This window comes from Enterobacter sp. (genome assembly GCF_977039595.1).
Genome location: NZ_CDRQYH010000005.1, coordinates 34,120 through 58,075, shown reverse-complemented (window position 1 = coordinate 58,075; position 23,956 = coordinate 34,120). Strand labels below are relative to the sequence as shown.

Sequence of the window (23,956 nt, the reverse complement as noted above, 5' to 3'; positions counted from 1 at the left end):
TATTCTCATTATCATCCCATAGTAGATAATTTAACCTTTCGTGGAATCAGGCGTTATGCAATTCACTCCAGACAGTGCATGGAAGATTACCGGTTTTACACGCGAAATTAGCCCAGCCTATCGGCAAAAGCTGCTGTCGCTTGGCATGCTGCCCGGCTCGTCATTTCAGGTCGTGCGCGTGGCGCCGCTAGGGGACCCGGTTCATATCGAAACCCGCCGCGTGAATCTGGTCCTGCGTAAGAAAGACCTCGCATTAATAGAAGTCGAAGCCTTATCCCGATAACAAGCCAGCGGTTTCAGTGAGTCAAAAAAAATGAAAAAGTTAACTATTGGCTTAATTGGCAATCCTAATTCCGGCAAGACCACGCTTTTTAACCAGCTGACCGGGGCACGCCAGCGCGTAGGCAACTGGGCGGGCGTGACGGTTGAGCGTAAAGAGGGCCAGTTCACGACGACAGACAACCAGGTGACACTGGTTGACCTTCCCGGCACCTATTCCTTAACCACCATTTCGTCACAAACCTCGCTCGATGAGCAAATCGCCTGTCACTATATTCTTGGCGGCGACGCGGATCTGCTGATCAACGTGGTCGATGCCTCAAACCTCGAGCGTAACCTCTATCTGACGCTGCAGCTGCTGGAGCTGGGTATCCCCTGCATCGTGGCGCTCAACATGCTCGACATCGCAGAGAAACAAAGGCTGCGCATCGACGTCGATGCCCTCTCCGCGCGCCTGGGATGCCCGGTCGTTCCGCTGGTTTCGACGCGGGCTCGCGGTATTGATGCGCTGAAGCTGGCCATTGACCGTCATGCGGGAAATCGCGACGTTGAGCTGGTGCATTACGCGAAGCCCCTCCTGCGTGAAGCCAAAGTGCTGGCGCAGGAGATGGACACCGGTATGCCAGCAAAACAGCGCCTGTGGCTTGGCCTGCAGATGCTGGAAGGGGATATCTACAGCCGCGCTTACGCCGGGCATGCAGCAGAGAAGCTGGACGCGACGATGGCTCGTCTTAGCGACGAGCTGGACGACCCGGCGCTGCACATAGCCGATGCCCGTTACCAGGCCATCGCCTCGATTTGCGACGTGGTGAGTAACGCGCTGACGGCGGAACCCAGCCGCTTTACGGCGGCGGTGGATAAGGTCGTGCTTAACCGCTTCCTGGGTTTGCCGATCTTTCTGCTGGTGATGTACGTGATGTTCCTGCTCGCCATTAACATCGGTGGCGCACTGCAGCCGATTTTTGACGCCGGTTCCGTCGCGATCTTCGTCCACGGGATCCAGTGGGTGGGTTACACTCTGCACTTCCCGGAATGGCTCACCATCTTCCTCGCGCAGGGGATCGGCGGCGGTATTAATACCGTTCTGCCTCTGGTGCCGCAGATCGGCATGATGTACCTGTTCCTCTCGTTCCTGGAAGATTCCGGCTACATGGCCCGCGCCGCGTTCGTGATGGATCGTCTGATGCAGGCGCTGGGCCTGCCGGGTAAATCCTTCGTCCCGCTGATCGTCGGCTTCGGCTGTAACGTGCCGTCGGTGATGGGCGCACGCACCCTGGATGCGCCGCGTGAACGTCTGATGACCATTATGATGGCGCCGTTTATGTCCTGCGGTGCCCGACTGGCGATCTTCGCGGTCTTTGCGGCAGCCTTCTTTGGCCAGCAGGGCGCGCTGGCGGTCTTCTCGCTCTACGTGCTGGGCATCGTGATGGCGATCCTCACCGGCTTAATGCTGAAACACACCATCATGCGCGGTGAAGCGTCACCGTTCGTGATGGAGCTGCCGGTGTACCACGTCCCCCATCTGAAAAGCCTGGCGATCCAGACCTGGCAGCGCCTGAAAGGCTTCGTCCTGCGCGCCGGTAAGGTGATTGTCATCGTCAGTATTTTCCTGAGCGCGCTGAACAGCTTCACCCTCAGCGGACAGGCGGCAGATAACATTAACGACTCTGCCCTCGCCTCCGTCAGCCGCGTCATCACGCCGGTCTTCAAACCGATTGGCGTGCATGAGGATAACTGGCAGGCAACCGTCGGCCTGTTTACCGGCGCAATGGCAAAAGAGGTGGTTGTCGGTACCCTGAACACGCTCTACACCGCCGAGAACATTCAGGAGCAGGAATTTAATCCGGCTGAGTTTCATCTCGGTGATGAACTGCTGGGTGCCGTAGAGGAAACCTGGCAGAGCCTGAAGGACACCTTCAGCCTGAGCGTGCTGGCGAACCCGATTGAAGCGAGTAAAGGCGACGGCGAAATGGCGACGGGTGCCATGGGGGTGATGAGCGAGAAATTTGGCAGCGCGTCTGCGGCCTACAGCTACCTCATTTTTGTTCTGCTCTACATTCCGTGCATCTCCGTGATGGGGGCGATTGCTCGCGAGTCCAGCCGCGGCTGGATGGGCTTCTCCATCCTGTGGGGGCTGAATATCGCTTACTCGCTGGCGACGCTGTTTTATCAAACCGTTAACTTCAACCAGCATCCGCGCTACAGCCTGGTCTGCATTCTTGCGGTTGTGCTGTTTAACGTGGTCGTGCTCGGTCTGCTGCGGCGGGCGCGCAGCCGCGTCGACATCGACCTGCTGGCAAACCGTAAAACCGCCGCGACCTGCTGCAGCAGCCCGGCGGGCGACTGTCACTAAGGAGTACACCGCATGGCATCGTTGATTCAGGTTCGTGACCTGCTTGCTCTGCAGGGGCGAATGGAGGCGAAACAGCTGAGCCTCAGCCTGCATACGCCGCAGCCGATGATCGATGCCATGCTGGAAAGACTGGAAGCCATGGGGAAAGCCGTGCGGATTCAGGAAGACGCTGACGGCTGTCTCTCCGGCAGTTGTAAAAGCTGCCCGGAAGGAAAGGCCTGCCTCAGGGAGTGGTGGGCACTGCGTTAATAAAGCCAGGCATTGCTGCCTGGCTTTGTCGTATTACTTGTAGACGTCCGCCGTTGCGCGTACGTTTTTGGTCTGTTTTTCTGCGCTGGTGACGACGTAGTACGTTCCGCCCAGCTCATCCGCTTTCTTCGAGAGCTCTCTGCGAGCATCCATCGGCGCGGTGGTGTCAGACGTAGAAATTTCACCAATTTTCGTCAGATTCATGCTGGCAACTTTATCTTTTTCCAGCTCTTTTGCCGCAAAGACGCCAAATGACAGTGACCCAATAACCAGAGAAGTGACAATACCTGTAACAAGTTTCATAGCCTGACTCTCCATAGGATTGTTGTTTTGATTATCGTAGGCAGAACAACCGCAACGACATCTGGAGTATGGTTGCGGTGTGTTACTTTTTCCAGGCAGGATAGAAAATAATCAGTCGAAACGTTGACTTAACGCAATCAGCGCTGAACAAAATTCCGTCGGATGAGAGATAAACGGGGCATGTGCAGCTTTGGCAACGATCTGCGATTCGCTGTCCGGCCAGAGCGAATCCAGCAGCGGAGCCACTTTGCGCGGGACAATTCCGTCGAGGTAGCCATAGATACGCAGGTGCGGCATCGTCAGGGCGGCCAGCGGCTCGCGCAGGTCAACCGTTTTCAGGAGTTCCAGTCCGCCGTTTAGCACCTCAACCTCCGGCATCGGCAGCGACAGCACGGTCTGCTTCAGCGTACGGGCATCCTGACGCGCGGTTTCAGTACCCATCGTCTGCAGCGCGAGGAACCGCTCTACTGTCCGCTGGAAATCGTCGCTCAGCTGCTGCTGGAACCCCGCCAGCACCTCTGGCTTGATACCGGGCCACGCGTCCCGCGCGCTAAAACAGGGCGACGACGCCACGGTCACCAGCGCTTTTACGCGGTCAGGTCTCGACAGCGCAATCTGGCTCGCCACCAGCCCGCCCAGGCTCCAGCCCAGCCAGATGGCATTTTGCGGAGCAGCGTTCAGAACCTGCTCCGCCATCTCATCAAGCGACATGGCCCCAAAACCGCGGCTGCGGCCATACCCCGGCAAATCCACCAGATGCAGCGTAAAATGCGAGGCGAGTTCCTCGCTTACGCAACGCCATACTTCAGCATTCAGTCCCCATCCGTGCAGCAGCACAAGATGGCAATTTCCTGTCCCGACGGTCTGCCACCACAGCGTCTTCATCAGTTACTGTTCTCTTTTTTCACATGGAGGTTGCACATGCTAACAGTACCTGGGTTGTGCTGGCTATGCCGAATGCCGCTGGCACTAGGCGGGTGGGGCATCTGCTCCGTCTGTACGCGATCGCTGCAATGGCGTATCGGGATCTGCCCACAATGTGGTTTACCGGCCACGAATCCCGCTTTGCCCTGTGGCCGTTGCCTGAAAAAGTCCCCGCCGTGGAGCGCGATGGTGGCGGTGGATGATTATGTTCCGCCGCTGAACAGGCTGATCCACGCGCTGAAGTTTTCCGGGCAGAGCTCGCTGGCACAGCCCCTTGCTCGCCTGCTGTTGCTGGCGGTTTTGCAGGCGCGACGTCAGCGGGCTCTGCCAAAAATCGACATGGTGGTGAGTGTCCCCCTATACCGGCGTCGTCACTGGCGGCGCGGCTATAACCAGAGTGACCTGCTCTGCCGTCCCCTCGCACGGTGGCTCGGCTGTCGGTATGATGCCCGCGCGCTGACACGTGTTCATGCCACCGCCATCCAGCATCAGCTCAGCGCCCGGCTTCGCAAAAGAAACCTCAAAAATGCCTTTCGCCTTGAATTGCCGGTCGACGGGCTCCATATCGCGATTGTGGATGATGTTGTCACCACAGGCAGTACCGTTGCTGAACTTTCCCGACTGCTTTTGCAAAGCGGCGCCGCGTCGGTTCAGGTATGGTGTCTGTGCCGTACCTTGTAGCCCTTCTTCAATGGGCGTATGATTATACCCAGGTAATTTAGTCAACTATTAGGCCAAAGCTATGATCCGTATTTCCGATTCTGCACAAGCGCACTTTGCCAAACTGCTGGCAAATCAGGAAGAAGGGACGCAGATCCGCGTGTTTGTGATTAATCCAGGCACTCCGAATGCAGAATGTGGTGTTTCTTATTGTCCTCCGGACGCTGTGGAAGCTACCGACACTGCCCTTAAGTTTGAACAGCTCACCGCCTATGTTGATGAGCTGAGCGCACCGTATCTTGAAGATGCGGAGATCGACTTCGTCACCGATCAGCTGGGTTCTCAGCTGACCCTGAAAGCGCCGAACGCGAAAATGCGTAAAGTGTCTGACGATGCCCCTCTGATGGAGCGCGTTGAGTATCTGCTGCAATCCCAGATCAACCCACAGCTGGCGGGCCACGGCGGCCGTGTTTCCCTGATGGAAATCACCGACGAAGGTTTTGCTATCCTGCAGTTTGGCGGCGGTTGTAACGGTTGTTCAATGGTCGATGTCACCCTGAAAGAAGGGATCGAGAAGCAGCTGCTGAACGAGTTCCCGGAACTGAAAGGCGTGCGTGACCTGACCGAACACCAGCGCGGCGAGCACTCTTACTACTGATTCATTGCCCATCTGTATTGCCCGGTGGCGCTGCGCTTACCGGGCCTACAAAACCCTGCTCCCCCTCTTCGCTCCCCTCTATATGTTGACCTGCGTCTCATAATTCACATTTTGCCTGCCAGGGTGATTCTCAATCACGTCATGTTACCCGTATCATTCTCATGGGCACTAAGCACACCCATAACAGCCGACTAAACTTAATCGTTTAAAAGGCATCAGTATTAGTGCCGTTACTTCTCTGTTCCCAGTTGGGACAATCGGAATTTGTCGTTGAAACAATGACGTTACCCATAACAATTCAAAGGCCAGGTAAATCATGCCATTAGTCATCGTTGCTATCGGTGTTGTGTTATTACTGCTCTTGATGATCCGTTTCAAAATGAACGGATTTATCGCTCTGGTTCTGGTGGCACTTGCAGTCGGTCTGATGCAGGGGATGCCGCTGGTGAAAGTTATCAGCTCGATTAAAGCCGGTGTCGGCGGCACGCTCGGCAGCCTGGCATTGATCATGGGCTTCGGCGCCATGCTCGGTAAAATGCTGGCGGACTGCGGGGGCGCGCAGCGTATTGCCACCACGCTTATCGACAAATTCGGTAAGAAGAACATTCAGTGGGCAGTGGTGTTAACCGGCTTTACCGTTGGTTTCGCGCTGTTCTATGAAGTGGGCTTCGTATTGATGCTGCCGCTGGTGTTCACCATTGCGGCTGCCGCGAGCATCCCGCTGCTGTATGTCGGCGTGCCCATGGCTGCGGCGCTATCCGTGACCCACGGCTTCCTGCCGCCGCACCCGGGTCCAACCGCTATCGCGACCATCTTCCACGCGGATATGGGTAAAACCCTGCTGTTCGGTACGATTCTGGCGATCCCGACGGTGATTCTGGCCGGCCCGGTTTATGCCCGCTTCCTGAAAGGCATTGATAAGCCGATTCCGGAAGGTCTGTACAGCGCCAAAACCTTCACCGAAGAAGAGATGCCGGGCTTTGGCGTCAGCGTCTGGACCTCCCTGGTACCGGTGATCCTGATGGCGATGCGCGCCGTGGCGGAGATGATCCTGCCTAAAGGTCATGCGTTCCTGTCCGTGGCGGAATTCCTGGGTGACCCGGTGATGGCAACGCTGATTGCCGTGCTGATCGCGATGTTCACCTTCGGTTTGAACCGTGGCCGCTCCATGGATCAGATCAACGACACGCTGACCTCTTCAATCAAAATCATTGCCATGATGCTCCTGATCATCGGCGGTGGCGGTGCATTCAAGCAGGTTCTGGTCGACAGCGGCGTGGACAAATACATCGCCGCCATGATGCATGAAACCAACGTATCGCCGCTTCTGATGGCCTGGTCTATTGCCGCGGTTCTGCGTATTGCGCTGGGTTCAGCGACCGTTGCGGCGATCACCGCAGGCGGTATCGTTGCCCCGCTGATTGCGACCACGGGCGTAAGCCCTGAGCTGATGGTTATCGCCGTCGGTTCCGGTAGCGTGATTTTCTCTCACGTTAACGACCCTGGCTTCTGGCTGTTCAAGGAGTACTTCAACCTGACGATCGGTGAAACCATCAGGTCCTGGTCCGCGCTGGAAACCATTATTTCGGTGTGTGGTCTGGTCGGGGTGCTGCTGCTCAACATGGTGGTCTGATGCCCTAAGTCGGGTGGCGGCTACGCCTTACCCGACCTACATGAGCACTGCCTGATAATAAAAAACCCGCCACTGGCGGGTTTTTTATTACTTCTTACCAGCAGCTTTTCGCCGCTTATCCAAATCCTTGATCAGCCTGTTCACCCCATCATCGGCAAACATCGCCTCAAGCGTGGTGGACAGCTTTCGACGCCAGTTCTTGTACTGATAGCTGGTGCCTGGGATGTTCACCGGCTCCGCCATATCAATCCAGTCTTCCGGCTGCAGCCCCAGCAGCGCGCTGTTGCTGTCGGCAATATAGCGCTGCAAACCACGATTGAGGGTCGCGGTCATCGACATCAATGACGCTTTATGTCCCGCACGTTTCGGCAGACAGCCCTGCTTGTGCAGAGCATCCAGTAGCCCCTGTTTGGAAAGCTCGCGATCCTGATACAGGCCGCGTAACACCTCCTCATCAGGATACAGGCCCAGCGTTTTGCCGAGCGTCAGATCGCCGCTTTCCCAATAGCCACGAAGCGTAGGAAGGTCATGCGTCGTCGCGACTGCCATTGACTGTTCAGGGTACGCTTGCGGCGCGCGGAAGGTTTTCTCATGGTCGTTTTCAAAATAGAGCACTTTATAGGAATAGACGCCGCTGTCGCGGAGCTTGCTGACAATTTCCACCGGCACGGTACCGAGATCTTCACCGATCACCATGCACTGATGGCGCTTGCTTTCCAGGGCCAGGATCGACAGCAGATCGTCAACCGGATACTGCACATACGCCCCGTGATCGGCCGTTTCACCGTACGGGATCCACCACAGACGCAGCACGGACATTACGTGGTCAATACGCAGCGCGCCGCAGTTCTGCATGTTAGCGCGCAGCAGGTCGATAAACGGCTCGTAGGCGCGCTCCGCCATGACGTGCGGATCCATCGGCGGCAATCCCCAGTTCTGGCCCAGCGGGCCAAGGATATCCGGCGGCGCGCCGACAGAGGCTTTCAGACAGTAAAGCTCACGGTCACACCAGGTTTCCGCGCCGCCTTCCGCCACGCCCACGGCCAGATCGCGGTACAGGCCAATCGGCATTTTATAGCCCTGGCTCACCTGCCAGCAGGCGGCAAACTGGCTATAAGCCAGCCACTGCAGCCACAGGTAGAAGTCCACTTCATCGGCATTTTTTTTACAGAACGCTTTCACTTCAGGCCTGTCGACGCTCTGATACGCTTCGGGCCAGACCGGCCAGCCCCAGCGCATTTCGTCCTCTTTTACCTGATATGCGTGCAGCGCATCGAACGCCGCCTGCCAGTACAGGCTCTCGCCCTCCTGCGTCACGAACTGGCGGAACGCCGCCATCTGCTCGTCATCGCGCTGCGAAAAGCCTTTCCACGCCAGACGCAGCGCGGCCATTTTCAGCGCCGTGACGGTGGAATAGTCCACCCAGTCGGCTTCGCGCGCCTGCTTCAGCGCCTGCTGTGTGGTGCTGAGTTTCCACCACGCCTGCGCCTCTTTGCTGTTTTTGAAATCATCTAAGGCGTTAACGTCGATATAAATAACGTTCAGCCAGCGACGGGACGACGGACTATACGGGCTGGCGCTCTCCGGGTTGGCCGGATAGAGCGCGTGGATTGGGTTGAGACCGATAAACGCGCCGCCGCGCTCGCCCACGGATGCCAGCATCTTTTTCAGATCGCCAAAATCACCGATGCCCCAGTTGCTGTCGGAACGCAGAGTGTAGAGCTGCACGCAGGCGCCCCACAGCTTTTTGCCTTCAAGCAGCGCCTGCGGCTCGTAGCAGCGTTTTGGCGCGACGATCACCCGGCAGTGGAAACGCAGATCGTCCTGGGTGAGCGTTAAGGTGTGATACCCCTCCGGCAGCTTTGCCGGAAGGTTTAACGTTTTGCCGCCGGTGGCGTGACCTTTATGCTGATGCCCCTCTTCGGTGGTAAGAAGCCAGCTAAACTCGCCGCGCCCCTCCACCGCCAGCGGCATCTTTTTGCCTGCAGTGAATACCTTCACGTTCGGCACCGGAGCAGCCGACGCTTTCGCGTCGGTTTTGTGCATGGCATCCAGCAAACGTCTTTTGGTGTCCGCACCAATAGACTGCGGTTTGCCGTGCGCATTGATGTAACTGAGGCTAATTCCCGCCGCCTGCGCGGCACTGTCCAGACGTTTACTCTCCATCGCGCTTCCTTAGCGTTTTGCCTGCCAGATACGGGCCTGATAATCACGGATTGAGCGGTCAGAGCTGAACATACCGCAGCGGGCGGTATTCAGGATGCACGCGCGGGTCCACGCTTCCTGGTCGCGATACAGCACGTCGACCTGCTTTTGCGCTTCAACGTAGGCCGTGAAGTCCGCCATTACCAGATACGGGTCACCGCCGTGTTTGTCCATGCTGTGCAGCATCTGGTCAAACGCGTGCTTATCGCCGTCGCTGTATTTACCGCTCTCCAGCTCCTTCAGCACCGCATCGAGGACTTTGTCTTTCTTACGCCATTTCACCGGGTCATAGCCTTTGGCCTTGATGGCTTTCACCTCTTCCACGGTGTGGCCGAAGATAAAGATGTTCTCTTCGCCTACCTTCTCGGCGATTTCGACGTTCGCCCCGTCGAGCGTGCCGACGGTCAGCGCGCCGTTCAGCGCCAGCTTCATGTTGCCGGTACCGGAGGCTTCTTTCCCTGCGGTTGAGATCTGCTCGGAGATATCCGCCGCCGGGATCAGCATTTCCGCCGCCGAGACGCAGTAATCCGGCAGGAACACCACCTTCAGCTTGTCGCCCACTTTCGGATCGCTGTTGATCGCCGCCGCTACTTTATTGATGGCGAGGATAATGTTTTTCGCCAGGTAGTAGCCCGGCGCCGCTTTCGCACCGAACAGGAACACGCGCGGCACGTGGTCGGCCTGCGGGTTCTCGCGGATCTCTTTGTACAGCGCCAGAATGTGCAGCAGGTTCAGATGCTGGCGTTTGTACTCGTGCAGACGTTTGATCTGGATATCGAATATGGCGTTCGGGTTGATCTCAATCCCGGTACGCACTTTCACAAACTCCGCCAGGCGAACCTTGTTCTCCAGCTTGATCGCCCGGTACTGCTCGCGGAATTTCGCGTCGTCAGCGTATTTTTCCAGGTTGATGAGCTGGTCCAGATCGTTGGCCCACTCTTTCTTCAGGGTCTTATCCAGCAGGTCGGCCAGCAGCGGGTTGCACTGCTTGATCCAGCGACGCGGCGTGATGCCGTTGGTCACGTTGTGGAATTTGGTTGGCCACAGCTGGTGGTATTCCGGGAAGAGATCTTTGACCACCAGATCCGAGTGCAGCGCCGCCACGCCGTTCACCGCAAAGCCGCTGACCACGCACATATTCGCCATGCGCACCTGCTTATCATGAACCACCGCCAGCTTCGCCCAGACCGCCTTGTTGCCCGGCCAGGTTTTATCCACGAGCTGTTTAAACTGGTCGTTAATCTTGTTGATGATCTGCATGTGGCGCGGCAGCAGCGTTTTCACCAGCTTCTCATCCCAGCATTCAAGCGCTTCTGGCATCAGGGTGTGGTTGGTGTAGGCAAAGGTACGGCTGGTGATGGCCCAGGCGTCATCCCAGCTCAGCTGGTGCTCGTCGATCAGCACGCGCAGCAGCTCCGGGATGGCAATGGTCGGGTGCGTGTCGTTGAGCTGAATCACTTCAAAGTCCGGCAGCTGCGCCAGCTTGCGGCCCGCCAGGTGATGGCGACGCAGAATGTCCGCCACGGAGCAGGCGCACTGGAAGTACTGCTGCATCAGGCGAAGCTTTTTACCGGCCAGGTGGTTGTCGTTCGGATAGAGGACTTTGGTCAGCTTCTCGGCGTCGATGCCCTGCTGCTCGGCGCGCAGGAAATCGCCGTCGTTGAATTTGGTCAGGTTAAACGGATGCGCGTGCTTCGCCTGCCACAGACGCAGCGGCTGCGCCACGCCGTTACGGTAGCCAAGCACCGGCAGATCCCAGGCTTCGCCGGTGATGGTGAACGCCGGTTCCCAGAGGCCCTGCTTTGTCACTTTCCCGCCAATGCCAACCTGTACGTCCAGCTGCGCGTTGTGGCGGAACCACGGATAGGTATTGCGATGCCAGTCGTCCGGCGCTTCCATCTGATGCCCGTCGGCAAACGACTGACGGAACAGGCCGTACTGATAGTTCAGACCATAGCCAATCGCCGACTGGCCGACGGTCGCCATGGAGTCCAGGAAGCAGGCCGCCAGGCGTCCCAGGCCGCCGTTGCCCAGCGCCGGGTCAATCTCTTCTTCCAGCAGGTCGGTCAGGTTAATGTCGTGTTCTTTAAGAACGTCACCGACCTCCTGATACCAGCCGAGGTTCAACAGGTTGTTGCCCGTCAGACGGCCAATCAGGAATTCCATTGAAATGTAGTTTACATGGCGCTGGCCTTTTACCGGTTTTGCCAGGGGCTGAGCATCCAGCTGCTCTGCGAGCGCACCGCTCACTGCCTGCCACCACTGGTGAGGCGTCATTTCGTTTGCAGCATGAAGGCCAAAACGCTGCCACTGACGCGTCAGGGCAGCCTGGAATTGAGCTTTGTTGAAGGTAGGCTGTGACATAGGGGATCGGCATCCTTTAGAAAGAAAACACAAGTTGGCGCTAGTGTGCCTGGCTCATTTCCCCTCTTCCTCCTCCCGAGGGGGATTAGACAGGGAGGAGTAGCGGGGATGAGCATAAAAGTGTGATCGAGGCCACTCTCAGAGCATAGTTCGAGTGTGCCCGTAAGATAAAAAAGTAACCCGGGAGAATGTCAAAGAAATGAAATGCAGTTTTGGGTGAAATTAAAACGTTCTGAAATGATTACTTACGTAGAATAATAATTTAGCCATCGGGGTGCACCTCAGGAGACTATTACTCTCACTCAACTTTACCCGCACTTTATTAAATTTGACGTCACTATACCTTTCTGAAACCAGTTTCAGCGCAGCGGCAATGTATCCAGACAAACCAGCTGTGACGCGGCGTTAAACCCCTTCTGAGAAAGTTCCAACATTTGCCTGAATGTTTTGTGACAGAGTGCAAATTCAGAGCCACAAAACCCAGACATAACTTGCAATAGTTCTCTTTCTGTTCGACCTTATATCCTATTAATTACGAAGCGCAAAAAAAATAAAATCTCTCGTTCCCCACAGTGAAGTGAAACCTATGTTGATTCCGTCTAAATTAAGTCGCCCGGTTCGCCTTGACCATACAGTGGTCCGCGAGCGTCTGTTGGCTAAACTTTCCGGCGCGCATAATTTCCGACTGGCGCTGGTTACGAGCCCTGCAGGTTATGGAAAAACAACGCTCATTTCGCAATGGGCCGCGGGTAAGAGCGATCTTGGCTGGTATTCCCTCGACGAGGGCGATAACCAGCAAGAGCGTTTTGCCAGCTATCTGATTGCCGCCATACAGCAAGCAACCCATGGACACTGCGTCGCCAGTGAGGTGATGGTGCAAAAGCGCCAGTACGCAAGCCTGTCCTCCCTTTTCTCTCAGCTGTTTATCGAACTGGCCGAATGGCATCGCCCGCTTTACGTGGTGATAGATGATTACCATCTCATCACTAACCCGGTAATTCATGAATCGATGCGTTTCTTCCTGCGCCATCAGCCGGAAAACCTGACCTTAGTCGTGTTGTCACGCAACCTGCCGCAGCTGGGTATTGCCAACCTGCGCGTGCGCGATCAGCTCCTGGAAGTGGGCAGCCAGCAGCTGGCCTTTACCCACCAGGAAGCGAAACAGTTCTTTGACTGCCGCCTGAACTCACCGATTGAGGCCGCCGAAAGCAGCCGCCTGTGTGATGACGTTGCCGGCTGGGCCACGGCGCTGCAGCTGATTGCCCTCTCAGCCCGGCAAAATAACAGTCCGGCACATCAGTCTGCGCGGCGCCTGGCGGGCATCAACGCCAGCCACCTTTCTGACTATCTCGTGGATGAGGTGCTGGACAGCGTCGATCCCTCAACGCGTAATTTCCTGCTGAAAAGCTCTCTGCTGCGCTCCATGAACGATGCGCTCATCGTGCGGGTGACGGGCTGTGAAAACGGCCAGCTGCAGCTCGAAGAAATTGAACGTCAAGGCCTTTTCCTGACGCGCATGGACGATCCGGGCGAGTGGTTTAGCTATCATCCGCTGTTCGGCAGCTTCCTGCGCCAGCGCTGTCAGTGGGAGCTGGCGGTTGAACTGCCGGAGATCCACCGCGCCGCTGCCGAAAGCTGGATGGCGCAAGGCTTCCCGAGCGAAGCCATCCACCACGCGCTGGCCGCCGGTGATGCCAACATGCTGCGCGATATTCTCCTCAATCATGCGTGGGGCCTGTTTAACCACAGCGAGCTGACGCTGCTGGAAGAATCCCTCAAAGCCCTGCCGTGGGAAAGCCTGCTTGAGAATCCGCGTCTGGTGCTGCTGCAGGCCTGGCTGATGCAGAGCCAGCATCGCTACAGCGAAGTGAACACCCTGCTGGCGCGCGCCGAGCAGGAGATGGAAAGCGAAATGGATACCACCCTGCACGGCGAGTTCAACGCGCTGCGCGCTCAGGTGGCGATTAACGATGGCGACCCGGACGAAGCTGAACGGCTGGCGATGGTCGCGCTGGATGAACTGCCGCTGGCAAACTTCTACAGCCGTATCGTGGCGACCTCCGTGCACGGCGAAGTGCTGCACTGCAAAGGCGACCTCACGCGTTCACTTTCACTGATGCAGCAAACCGAACAGATGGCGCGTCGTCATGATGTCTGGCATTACGCCCTGTGGAGCCTGATCCAACAGAGCGAGATTTTATTCGCGCAGGGGTTCCTGCAGGCCGCCTGGGAAAACCAGGAAAAAGCGTTCCAGTTGATTCGTGAACAGCATCTGGAACAGCTGCCGATGCACGAGTTCCTGTTGCGTATTCGCGCTCAGCTGCTGTGGGCATGGTCGCGTCTGGATGAAGCGGAAAGCTGCGCCCGTCAGGGTGTGGATGTTCTTTCCAGCTTCCAGCCTCAACAGCAGCTGCAGTGCCTGGCGCTGCTGGTGCAGTGCTCGCTGGCGCGCGGCGATCTCGACAACGCCCGCAACCATCTTAACCGCCTGGAAAACCTGCTCGGCAACGGCCAGTATCATAGCGACTGGGTGTCAAACGCCGACAGGGTCCGGGTGATTTACTGGCAGATGACCGGCGATAAAAAATCCGCCGCCAACTGGCTGCGCCAGACGCCAAAACCGGAATTTGCCAACAACCACTTCCTGCAGAGCCAGTGGCGCAATATTGCCCGCGCGCAGATCCTGCTCGGTGAATTAGAGCCCGCTGAGATTGTGCTGGAGGAGCTGAACGAGAACGCGCGCAGCCTGCGCCTGATGAGCGACCTGAACCGCAACCTGCTGCTGCAAAACCAGCTTTACTGGCAGGCGGGTCGTAAAAATGATGCCCAGCGTGTGCTTCTGGAAGCGCTGCAGCTGGCTAACCGCACCGGGTTTATCAGCCACTTTGTAATTGAAGGGGAAGTGATGGCGCAGCAGCTGCGCCAGCTGATTCAGCTCAACACGCTGCCGGAACTGGATCAGCATCGCGCCCAGCGCATTCTGCGCGAGATTAACCAGCATCATCGGCACAAGTTCGCGCATTTCGATGAGAACTTTGTTGAACGTCTGCTGAACCACCCGGAAGTGCCGGAACTTATCCGCACCAGCCCGCTCACCCAGCGCGAATGGCAGGTTCTGGGGCTGATTTATTCAGGCTACAGCAACGAGCAGATTGCCGGTGAGCTTGCGGTGGCGGCGACCACCATCAAAACGCATATCCGCAATCTGTATCAGAAGCTGGGCGTGGCGCATCGTCAGGATGCGGTACAGCATGCGCAGCAGCTGTTGAAGATGATGGGGTACGGCGTTTAGGTTTGTGCGGCCTGACGCCCTCACCCCGGCCCTCACCCACAGGGAGAGGGCGCACGGCTTTTCAACACAACTCTAACTGCAAATTATTATCTTTAATTACCTGCATCACGCCCGCCGGCGGCATCACGTCGGTATAGACCGCATCCACCATGCTGATGCTGCCCATATTCACCATCGCGTTACGGCCAAACTTGGAATGATCCACCACCAGCATCACGTGGCGTGAATTTTCAATAATCGCGCGCTTGGTGCGCACCTCGTGGTAATCAAACTCCAGCAGCGAGCCGTCGCTGTCGATACCGCTTATCCCCAGAATGCCGAAGTCGAGGCGGAACTGCGAGATAAAGTCGAGGGTCGCTTCGCCGATAATCCCGCCGTCGCGGCTGCGCAGCTCGCCGCCCGCGAGGATGATGCGGAAGTCTTCTTTCTGCATCAGGGTATTGGCCACGTTCAGGTTGTTGGTGACCACGCGCAGGTTCTCGTGATCCAGCAGCGCATGGGCAACCGCTTCCGGCGTGGTGCCGATATCAATAAACAGCGTCGCGCCGTTCGGGATCTGGCTGGCGACCTTGCGGGCAATGCGCTCTTTCTCTGCCGTCTGCGTCGCCTTACGGTCGTGCCAGGAGGTGTTGACCGAGCTGGACGGCAGCGCCGCGCCGCCGTGGTGGCGAAGAATACGGTTCTGATCGGCCAGGTCGTTCAGGTCACGACGGATGGTTTGTGGGCTGACGGCAAACTGCTCCACCAGCTCTTCGGTGCTGACGTATCCCTGTTTTTTTACCAGTTCGATAATGGCGTCATGACGTTGTGTTTGTTTCATCAATTATCCCTGAGAATTATGTTCGTTTTCGCGCATGGAGCGTGTCGGCAAAGGCCATCGCCAGCCCCACGGCCAGCCCGGCGACGTGCGCACCGTTGGCGATAGACATACCAAACAGATCAAACCATCCGGCAATTAGCCATATTAATGCAAAGGTTATCAATCCGCGTTGCAGATAGATGCCGCTTTGCGGATCGCGCTCCCCGCGAAGCCAGACGTAGCCCATCAGGGCATACACGACACCCGACAGCCCGCCGAACCACGGCCCGCTGAACTTGTGCTGCACGTAGCCGCTTAACAGGGCGCTGATGATGGTGATAACGATCAGCTTGCCGCTGCCCAGACGCTTTTCAACGGCACCGCCGAGATACCACCACCAGAGCAGGTTAAAGAGGATATGCATCACCGAGAAATGCATCAGCGCGTGGCTAAAGTAGCGCCAGACGTCAAACTCAAGAGACGAGTCATAGGGCCACGCCAGGGTAATCATTACGCTCTGGTCGCCGACCACGTTCATGATAATGAAGACGATGATACAGGCCGCCATCAGCAGCAGCGTAAACGGGCCCGCGCGCTCGCGAATGGTGGCGAGGAAAGGAAAGCGGCTGTAATGCAATCCGCTGCCGGTCTGGCCGGACTGCCAGCTGGCCGCCAGATAGCGCGGGTCGCCAGGGTTCTCAAGAAAACGCGCCAGCTCCTCGTTTACCCGTCCGGCCTGGCTCTCATCGGCCAGCCAGACGTCGGTCTGCGTATGTTGTTGAATAGTCAGAATAACGCCCTGCGTCGCCATATAGTCGACAAACGCCTGGGCGACGCGCGGGTTAGTAAAAGAGGTGATCATCAACATGGGCAGCGGTCGCTTATTTCCACACAAAAGAGGACAGTATAGCGGGATCAGCGCTCAAAAGCGTATTCCACTTCCGCCGGGAAATGACGATGCCAGGCATCGAAACCGCCGTCGACGCTGTAAACCGCGTCGTAACCCTGCTGAAGCAGATACTGCGCCGCGCCTTTGCTGCTGTTGCCGTGGTAACACATGACCATCACCGGCGTGTCGAAGTCGTTATCGCGCATAAACGCGCTCAGCGTGTCGTTGGTGAGATGGAACGCGCCCGGCGTATGGCCCATCGCAAAACTCTGCGGATCGCGGATGTCCACCAGCACCGCTTTTCCCTGGTGCATCTTCTGGTGGGCTTCTTCTACGTTAATACATTCAAACTGATCCATGGTGTTCTCTTTACAGTGGTCAACGACAAGATTTTACCCCGTAGTGTACGTCCTGGCGGCGGGTAAACGCCATTATGTTATCCATATCACTCTAAATTGTTTTTTTGATGTTACCAAAAGCGCGTTCCTTTGCTATTATGAGCGATATCGAACATTTCTGAGCTTTAACGAAAGTGCATGAGGGTGTTATGGAAACCAAAGATCTGATTGTGATAGGCGGTGGCATCAACGGTGCCGGTATTGCGGTCGATGCCGCAGGACGCGGTTTGTCCGTACTGATGCTGGAAGCTAACGATCTCGCCTGCGCGACGTCGTCCGCCAGCTCCAAACTGATTCACGGTGGCCTGCGCTACCTGGAACACTACGAATTCCGCCTGGTCAGTGAAGCGCTGGCCGAACGTGAAGTGCTGCTGAAAATGGCCCCGCATCTGGCGATTCCCATGCGCTTCCGCCTGCCCCATCGCCCGCATCTGCGTCCGGCGTGGATGATTCGCATCGGTCTGTTTATGTACGATCATCTGGGTAAACGCACCAGCCTCCCGAGTTCGAAAGGGTTGCGTTTTGGCTCAGAATCGGTCCTTAAGCCGGAAATCGTGCGCGGATTCGAATATTCCGACTGCTGGGTGGATGATGCCCGCCTGGTACTGGCGAATGCGCAGATGGTTGAGAAGAAAGGTGGCGAGGTGAAAACCCGCACCCGCGCAACCGCTGCCCGTCGTGAAAATGGCCTGTGGATTGTGGAAGCGGAAGACATTGATACCGGCGAGAAATTCAGCTGGAAAGCGCGCGGCCTGGTGAATGCTACCGGCCCGTGGGTGAAGCAGTTCTTCGACGACGGCATGCATCTGCCTTCTCCATACGGCATTCGCCTGATCAAAGGCAGCCACATTGTGGTGCCGCGCGTGCATACCCAGAAGCAGGCTTACATCCTGCAGAACGAAGACAAGCGCATCGTGTTTGTGATCCCGTGGATGGACGAATTCTCGATCATCGGTACTACCGACGTGGAGTACAAAGGCGATCCGAAGAACGTCGAGATCGACGAGAGCGAAGTGAACTACCTGCTCAAAGTGTATAACGCGCACTTTAAGAAACAGCTGTCGCGCGACGACGTTGTCTGGACCTACTCCGGCGTGCGTCCGCTGTGCGATGACGAGTCTGATTCACCGCAGGCCATTACCCGCGACTATACGCTCGATATTCACGACGTTGACGGTCAGGCGCCGCTGCTTTCCGTGTTTGGCGGTAAGCTCACTACCTACCGCAAGCTGGCCGAGCACGCGCTGGAAAAACTGGCGCCGTACTATAAAGGCATTGGCCCGGCATGGACCAAGGGCGCGGTATTGCCCGGCGGTGATATCGGCGATAACCGCGATGATTACGCCGCGAAGCTGCGCCGTCGGTTCCCGTTCATCACCGAAGGAATGGCGCGCCACTATGCCCGCACCTACGGCAGCAATACCGAGCTGATCCTGGGCGATGCGAAGGACATGGCGGATCTGGGCGAGCATTTCGGCCACGAGCTGTACGAAGCCGAACTGCGTTACCTGGTTGAGCACGAGTGGGTGCGTCGTCTGGACGATGCTATCTGGCGCCGTACCAAAGAAGGGATGTGGCTCAACGCCGAGCAGCAGTCTCGCGTGGCGCAGTGGTTACTGCAAAATGCGGGGAAGCGTGAGCTGTCGCTGGCGTCGTAATACGACCGGTGCGGACTGATGCCCTCACCCTGCCCCTCTCCCACAGGGAGAGGGAACAAACACTAAAAACGGCAACCGAGGTTGCCGTTTTGCTTTTATAGCCTCACCGGATCAATATGCCAGATCGTCTCGGCATACTCCTTGATGGTCCTGTCTGACGAGAAATAGCCCATATTGGCGATGTTGTACATCGCGGCGCTGGTCCACTTCTCCGGCTGGCGATAAAGTTCGTCCACCTTATCCTGACAGTCCACGTAGCTGCGATAATCCGCCAGCACCTGGTAGTGATCGCCAAAGTTAATCAGCGAATCCACCAGATCGCGGTAGCGGCTAGGTTCATCAGGGCTAAACACGCCGGTCGCGATCTGCGTCAGCACCTGACGCAACTCTTCATCCTCTTCGTAATATTGACGCGGCGAGTAGCCTTTCCTGCGCAGCGCCTCCACCTCTTCCGTCGTATTACCGAAGATAAAGATATTCTCATCGCCCACGTGCTCCAGCATCTCGACGTTCGCCCCGTCCAGCGTGCCGATGGTCAGCGCGCCGTTGAGGGCAAACTTCATGTTACTGGTACCGGATGCCTCCGTTCCCGCCGTGGAAATCTGTTCAGAGAGATCCGCCGCCGGGATGATCAGCTGCGCCAGGCTGACGCTGTAGTTCGGAATGAACACCACCTTCAGCTTGTCGCCAATGTCCGGATCCTGGTTAACCACCTTCGCCACGTCGTTGATGAGATGAATAATGTGCTTCGCCATGTAGTAGGCGGAAGCCGCCTTACCGGCGAAGATCTTCACGCGCGGCACCCATTCAGCCGTCGGATCGGCCTTGATGCGGTTGTAATGGGTGATCACGTGCAGCACGTTCATCAGCTGACGCTTGTATTCGTGGATGCGTTTGATCTGCACGTCGAACAGCGCTTTCGGGTTAGCGACCACGTTGAGGTGCATCGCCAGCCAGACCGCCAGACGCTTTTTGTTCAGCAGCTTTGCTTCCCGTACGGCTTTGTTCACCGTCGGGAAATCAATATGCTGTTCCAGCTCGCTCAGCTGGCTCAAATCGGTACGCCAGGTGCGGCCGATATTCTCGTCCAGCACCTCAGAGAGCGGCTGGTTGGCCAGCGCCAGCCAGCGGCGCGGCGTGACGCCGTTGGTCACGTTGCAGAACCGCGTCGGGAAGATCTTCGCGAAGTCCGCAAACAGCGACTGCACCATCAGGTTCGAGTGCAGCTCAGACACCCCGTTGACCTTGTGGCTGATGACAACCGCCAGCCAGGCCATGCGCACGCGACGACCGTTCGACTCATCAATGATGGACGCGCGGCTCAGCAGGCCGGTATCGTTCGGATACTGCTCCTGCAGCGTCTTGAGGAAGTAGTCGTTGATCTCAAAGATAATCTGCAGGTGGCGCGGCAGGATTTTGCCGAGCATGTCCACCGGCCACGTCTCCAGCGCTTCGCTCATCAGCGTGTGGTTGGTGTAGGAGAACACCTGACAGGTCACCTCAAAGGCGTCATCCCAGCTGAACTTATGCTCGTCGATCAGCAGGCGCATCAGTTCCGGAATTGAGAGCACCGGGTGGGTGTCGTTAAGGTGGATCGCGGTTTTCTCCGCCAGGTTGGCGTAGGTTTTGTGCAGCTGATGGTGGCGGCTGAGGATGTCCTGAATGGTCGCCGAAACGAGGAAATACTCCTGACGCAGGCGCAGCTCGCGACCCGAGTAGGTCGAGTCATCCGGGTACAGCACGCGGGACACGTTCTCGGAGTGGTTTTTATCCTCCACCGCCGCGAAGTAGTCACCCTGGTTAAATTTCCCGAGGTTAATTTCGCTACTGGCCTGGGCACTCCACAGGCGCAGCGTGTTGGTGGCGTCGGTGTCGTAGCCGGGGATAATCTGGTCGTAGGCCACGGCCAGGATCTCTTCCGTTTCCACCCAGCGGGATTTTTTCCCTTCCTGCTGGATACGCCCGCCAAAGCGCACCTTGTAGCGCGTGTTGTGGCGCTTAAACTCCCACGGGTTGCCGTACTCCAGCCAGTAGTCCGGCGACTCTTTCTGACGCCCGTCGACGATGTTCTGTTTGAACATACCGTAGTCGTAGCGAATACCGTAGCCGCGGCCCGGCAGCGCCAGCGTCGCCAGCGAGTCGAGGAAGCAGGCGGCGAGACGCCCCAGACCGCCGTTGCCGAGGCCCGGGTCGTTCTCTTCGTCGATCAATTCTTCTAAATCTAACCCCATCTCTTCGAGTGCGGTTTTGACATCGTCATAAATACCGAGCGACAGCAGCGCGTTGGACAGCGTGCGGCCAATCAAAAATTCCATCGACAGGTAGTAAACCTGACGCGTCTCCTGCGAGAGCTGGGCGCGGTTTGAGCGCAGCCAGCGTTCAACTAAGCGGTCACGCACGGCAAACAGGGTGGCGTTCAGCCACTCGTGCTTGTTGGCAATAACCGGATCTTTCCCGATGGTGAACATCAGCTTGTAGGCGATGGAGTGCTTTAACGCCTCAACGCTGAGCGTGGGTGAAGAGTAGCTAAATGGAGCGTTCATATCAGTAACTTCGCCTCGTTACATCAAGCGTTGATAGAGATCGCGGTATGACTGCGCCGCGACGTGCCAGCTAAAGTCCATGGACATCGCCTGACGCTGAACGTAACGCCAGAGTGATGGACGGGACCACAAGACGAAAGCACGCCGAATCGCCCGAAGCAGCGACCAGGCATTACTGTCCTCAAAGACAAATCCGCTGGCGATACCGTCCGCCAGATTTTCCAGAGAGCTGTCGGATACGGTATCCGCCAGTCCGCCCGTGCGGCGCACCAGCGGCAGCGTGCCGTATTTCAGACCATAAAGCTGCGTCAGGCCGCAGGGTTCGAAACGGCTTGGCACCAGAATGACGTCCGCGCCGCCCATAATTCGGTGAGAGAACGCCTCGTGGTAGCCAATCTGCACGCCTACCTGTCCCGGGTGTTCCGCGGCGGCGGCAAGGAAACCTTCCTGCAGCACCGGGTCGCCCGCGCCGAGCAGCGCCAGCTGTCCGCCCTGCTCCAGTAAACCGGGCAGCGCCTCCAGCACCAGATCCAGCCCTTTCTGGCTGGTCAGGCGGCTCACGACGGCGAACAGCGGCACTTTATCGTTAACCTTCAGGCCCATCGCAATCTGCAGCTGGCGTTTGTTTTCCGCTTTGTCTTCAACGGAATCACGGCCATAGCGCGCCGCCAGCAGGAGATCGGTTTCCGGGCTCCAGATCTGTTCATCCACGCCGTTCAGAATGCCCGACAGGCGGCCTTCGCGATGGCGCTGCTGCAGCAACCCTTCCATGCCATAGCCAAACGCCGGCTGGGTGATCTCACGCGCGTAGGTTGGGCTCACCGCCGTGATGTGATCGGCGTAGTACAGACCCGCCTTCAGGAACGAGATCTGCCCGTTAAACTCCAGACCGTGCATGTTAAAGAACGACCATGGCAGATCGATGTCATTCATGTGATGGGCGTAGTACATCCCCTGATACGCCAGGTTATGCACGGTAAAGACCGATTTCGCCGGGTGGCCGCGCGCGGCGAGATACGCCGGGGCAAGCCCGGCGTGCCAGTCATGCGCGTGCACCACATCCGGACGCCAGAACGGATCCAGCCCCGTCGCCATTTCTGCTCCAACCCAGCCGAGCAGCGCAAAGCGCAGCACGTTGTCGGTGTAGGCGAACAGGTTCGTATCGTGATACGGGCTGCCCGGGCGATCGTATAAGTGCGGCGCGTCGATCAGGTAAATCCCTACGCCATTGTAATGTCCAAACAGCAGGGTAATGCGTCCGGCAAACGTTTCACGGCGGGTCACCACTTTTGCATCGGGTATACCGCGCCGGATATCCGGAAAGGCGGGCAGCAGGACTCGGGTATCCACGCCTCCGGCGATTTGCGCCGCCGGTAATGCGCCAAGCACATCTGCCAGTCCGCCCGTTTTTAATAACGGGAACATCTCAGAACATACGTGTAAAACCTGCATCATCGCTCCTGTTTGATCTGCAGCTTCCGCAACATTTCCCGTGTGACTAACACGATCCCCTCTTCCGAACGGTAGAAACGACGCGCGTCTTCTTCCGCATTCTCCCCAATAACCATCCCTTCAGGGATGACGCAGGCACGGTCGATCACGCAACGACGCAGACGACACGAGCGCCCTACCCAGACATCCGGCAACAAGACTGCCGAATCGATATTACAGAATGAATTTATCCGCACGCGCGGGAACAACACCGACTGCACCACGACCGAACCGGAGATAATGCACCCGCCGGACACCAGCGAGTTCAGCGTCATACCGTGGCTGCCGGAGCGGTCCTGCACGAATTTGGCCGGCGGTAGCGACTCCATATGGGTACGAATCGGCCAGTTCTGGTCATACATATCCAGTTCAGGCGTGACCGATGCCAGATCGAGGTTCGCTTTCCAGTAGGCTTCCAGCGTACCCACATCGCGCCAGTAGGGTTCCGCATTCGGATCGGACTGTACGCAGGACAGCGGGAATGGATGTGCATACGCCATGCCAGCTTTCGTGATTTTCGGAATGATGTCTTTACCGAAGTCGTGGCTGGAGTTTTCGTCTTTGTCGTCTTCTTCCAGCAGCTCATAAAGATAATCTGCGTCAAAGACATAGATCCCCATGCTGGCGAGCGATTTGGTGTCATCGCCCGGCATGGTTGGCGGATTCGCCGGTTTTTCAACGAAGTCGATAATTTTGTCGTCGGCATCCACGTGCATGACGCCAAACGCCGTCGCTTCGGCAACGGGCACAGGCAGACACGCCACGGTGCAGCGCGCCCCTTTTTCGACGTGGTCGATCAGCATGTGGGAGTAATCTTGCTTGTAGATGTGGTCCCCGGCGAGGATCACGATGTATTCCGCGTTATAGCGACGAATGATGTCGAGGTTCTGGGTCACCGCATCCGCCGTACCGCGGTACCAATTCTCGCCGTGAACGCGCTGCTGAGCAGGAAGGAGATCGACAAACTCGTTCATCTCTTCGCTGAAGAATGACCAGCCGCGCTGGATATGCTGAACCAGCGTGTGCGACTGATACTGCGTAATGACGCCGATGCGGCGAATGCCCGAGTTCAGGCAGTTGGAGAGCGCAAAGTCGATGATGCGGAACTTACCACCAAAGTGAACAGCCGGTTTGGCGCGCTTGATGGTCAAATCTTTCAGACGGGTACCACGCCCACCCGCAAGGATCAGGGCAACCGTTTTTAATGGTAGCTGGCGTGCCAACATTAAGGGATCGTTCTTCTCTAATCTAACCATGA

18 protein-coding genes are annotated in these 23,956 nt (G+C 57.3%); 8 read left to right on the top strand and 10 right to left on the bottom strand.

Annotation, left to right across the window (positions count from 1 at the left end; genetic code table 11):
• The first annotated feature begins 55 nt into the window (after window positions 1-55).
• The 3 genes from feoA to feoC are packed head-to-tail and all read left to right on the top strand — an operon-like array spanning window position 56 to window position 2,881.
• Window positions 56-283, top strand: coding sequence for a ferrous iron transporter A (feoA, locus tag ACWYRJ_RS03065; protein WP_008503050.1), 228 nt, complete (start codon window positions 56-58; stop codon window positions 281-283).
• A gap of 30 nt (window positions 284-313) precedes the next feature.
• Complete coding sequence (gene feoB / locus ACWYRJ_RS03060) at window positions 314-2,632, top strand: Fe(2+) transporter permease subunit FeoB (protein WP_455507396.1); 2,319 nt, start codon at window positions 314-316, stop codon at window positions 2,630-2,632.
• 12 nt (window positions 2,633-2,644) lie between these two features.
• The gene (gene feoC, locus ACWYRJ_RS03055) at window positions 2,645-2,881 is read left to right on the top strand and encodes a [Fe-S]-dependent transcriptional repressor FeoC (protein ID WP_024907906.1); all 237 of its coding nucleotides are present in this window, start codon (window positions 2,645-2,647) and stop codon (window positions 2,879-2,881) included.
• Between the two features lie 33 nt (window positions 2,882-2,914).
• Here the strand turns inward: feoC and ACWYRJ_RS03050 are convergent, their stop codons facing one another.
• Complete coding sequence (locus ACWYRJ_RS03050) at window positions 2,915-3,184, bottom strand: YdgH/BhsA/McbA-like domain containing protein (protein WP_048976276.1); 270 nt, start codon at window positions 3,182-3,184, stop codon at window positions 2,915-2,917.
• A 111-nt stretch (window positions 3,185-3,295) separates the two neighbouring features.
• A complete protein-coding gene (gene bioH, locus ACWYRJ_RS03045; RefSeq protein ID WP_249576301.1) occupies window positions 3,296-4,069 on the bottom strand; it encodes a pimeloyl-ACP methyl ester esterase BioH in 774 nt (257 codons plus the stop codon).
• Window positions 4,070-4,105: 36 nt separating this feature from the next.
• Here bioH and gntX point away from each other — a divergent pair, with 36 nt between their 5' ends.
• The 3 genes from gntX to gntT all read left to right on the top strand — a co-directional run bounded on the left by gntX (window position 4,106) and on the right by gntT (window position 7,059).
• Window positions 4,106-4,789, top strand: a complete 684-nt coding sequence (gene gntX / locus ACWYRJ_RS03040) for a DNA utilization protein GntX (RefSeq protein ID WP_127732505.1) — start codon at window positions 4,106-4,108, stop codon at window positions 4,787-4,789.
• Between the two features lie 61 nt (window positions 4,790-4,850).
• Complete coding sequence (nfuA, locus tag ACWYRJ_RS03035; protein WP_008503055.1) at window positions 4,851-5,426, top strand: Fe-S biogenesis protein NfuA; 576 nt, start codon at window positions 4,851-4,853, stop codon at window positions 5,424-5,426.
• Between the two features lie 316 nt (window positions 5,427-5,742).
• Window positions 5,743-7,059, top strand: a complete 1,317-nt coding sequence (gntT, locus tag ACWYRJ_RS03030; RefSeq protein WP_325832155.1) for a gluconate transporter — start codon at window positions 5,743-5,745, stop codon at window positions 7,057-7,059.
• Window positions 7,060-7,146: 87 nt separating this feature from the next.
• On the opposite strand, the gene malQ is transcribed toward gntT, so the two are convergent.
• Both malQ and malP read right to left on the bottom strand, forming a co-directional pair.
• Entirely contained in the window at window positions 7,147-9,225 is a 2,079-nt protein-coding gene (malQ, locus tag ACWYRJ_RS03025; RefSeq protein ID WP_455507395.1) for a 4-alpha-glucanotransferase, read from the bottom strand.
• Between the two features lie 9 nt (window positions 9,226-9,234).
• Window positions 9,235-11,628 (bottom strand): maltodextrin phosphorylase, encoded by a 2,394-nt coding sequence (gene malP, locus ACWYRJ_RS03020; RefSeq protein ID WP_455507394.1) that lies wholly within the window; start codon window positions 11,626-11,628, stop codon window positions 9,235-9,237.
• 586 nt (window positions 11,629-12,214) lie between these two features.
• Here malP and malT point away from each other — a divergent pair.
• Complete coding sequence (gene malT / locus ACWYRJ_RS03015) at window positions 12,215-14,920, top strand: HTH-type transcriptional regulator MalT (RefSeq protein ID WP_455507393.1); 2,706 nt, start codon at window positions 12,215-12,217, stop codon at window positions 14,918-14,920.
• A 61-nt stretch (window positions 14,921-14,981) separates the two neighbouring features.
• Here malT and ACWYRJ_RS03010 read toward each other — a convergent pair whose 3' ends face one another.
• From ACWYRJ_RS03010 to glpE, 3 genes are read right to left on the bottom strand one after another with little or no spacing between them, the layout of a single operon-like run.
• The gene (locus tag ACWYRJ_RS03010; RefSeq protein WP_223580655.1) at window positions 14,982-15,740 is read right to left on the bottom strand and encodes a DeoR/GlpR family transcriptional regulator; all 759 of its coding nucleotides are present in this window, start codon (window positions 15,738-15,740) and stop codon (window positions 14,982-14,984) included.
• Window positions 15,741-15,756: 16 nt separating this feature from the next.
• Entirely contained in the window at window positions 15,757-16,587 is an 831-nt protein-coding gene (glpG, locus tag ACWYRJ_RS03005) for a rhomboid family intramembrane serine protease GlpG (RefSeq protein ID WP_455507392.1), read from the bottom strand.
• Window positions 16,588-16,634: 47 nt separating this feature from the next.
• On the bottom strand, window positions 16,635-16,967 hold the full coding sequence (gene glpE, locus ACWYRJ_RS03000; RefSeq protein WP_115876843.1) for a thiosulfate sulfurtransferase GlpE: 333 nt from the start codon (window positions 16,965-16,967) through the stop codon (window positions 16,635-16,637).
• A gap of 188 nt (window positions 16,968-17,155) precedes the next feature.
• On the opposite strand from glpE, the gene glpD reads away from it, so the two are divergent.
• A complete protein-coding gene (glpD, locus tag ACWYRJ_RS02995; RefSeq protein ID WP_455507391.1) occupies window positions 17,156-18,664 on the top strand; it encodes a glycerol-3-phosphate dehydrogenase in 1,509 nt (502 codons plus the stop codon).
• Between the two features lie 95 nt (window positions 18,665-18,759).
• Here the strand turns inward: glpD and glgP are convergent, their stop codons facing one another.
• Genes glgP through glgC form a run of 3 tightly spaced genes read right to left on the bottom strand, consistent with a single transcriptional unit; the run spans window position 18,760 to window position 23,954 of the window.
• Complete coding sequence (gene glgP / locus ACWYRJ_RS02990; protein WP_111963752.1) at window positions 18,760-21,207, bottom strand: glycogen phosphorylase; 2,448 nt, start codon at window positions 21,205-21,207, stop codon at window positions 18,760-18,762.
• 18 nt (window positions 21,208-21,225) lie between these two features.
• Complete coding sequence (gene glgA / locus ACWYRJ_RS02985; protein ID WP_008503065.1) at window positions 21,226-22,659, bottom strand: glycogen synthase GlgA; 1,434 nt, start codon at window positions 22,657-22,659, stop codon at window positions 21,226-21,228.
• Window positions 22,659-23,954: a glucose-1-phosphate adenylyltransferase gene (gene glgC, locus ACWYRJ_RS02980; protein WP_008503066.1), complete on the bottom strand. Its 1,296-nt coding sequence runs from the start codon at window positions 23,952-23,954 to the stop codon at window positions 22,659-22,661. Before glgC ends, glgA begins: the two co-directional genes overlap by 1 nt.
• Window positions 23,955-23,956: the final 2 nt, after the last annotated feature.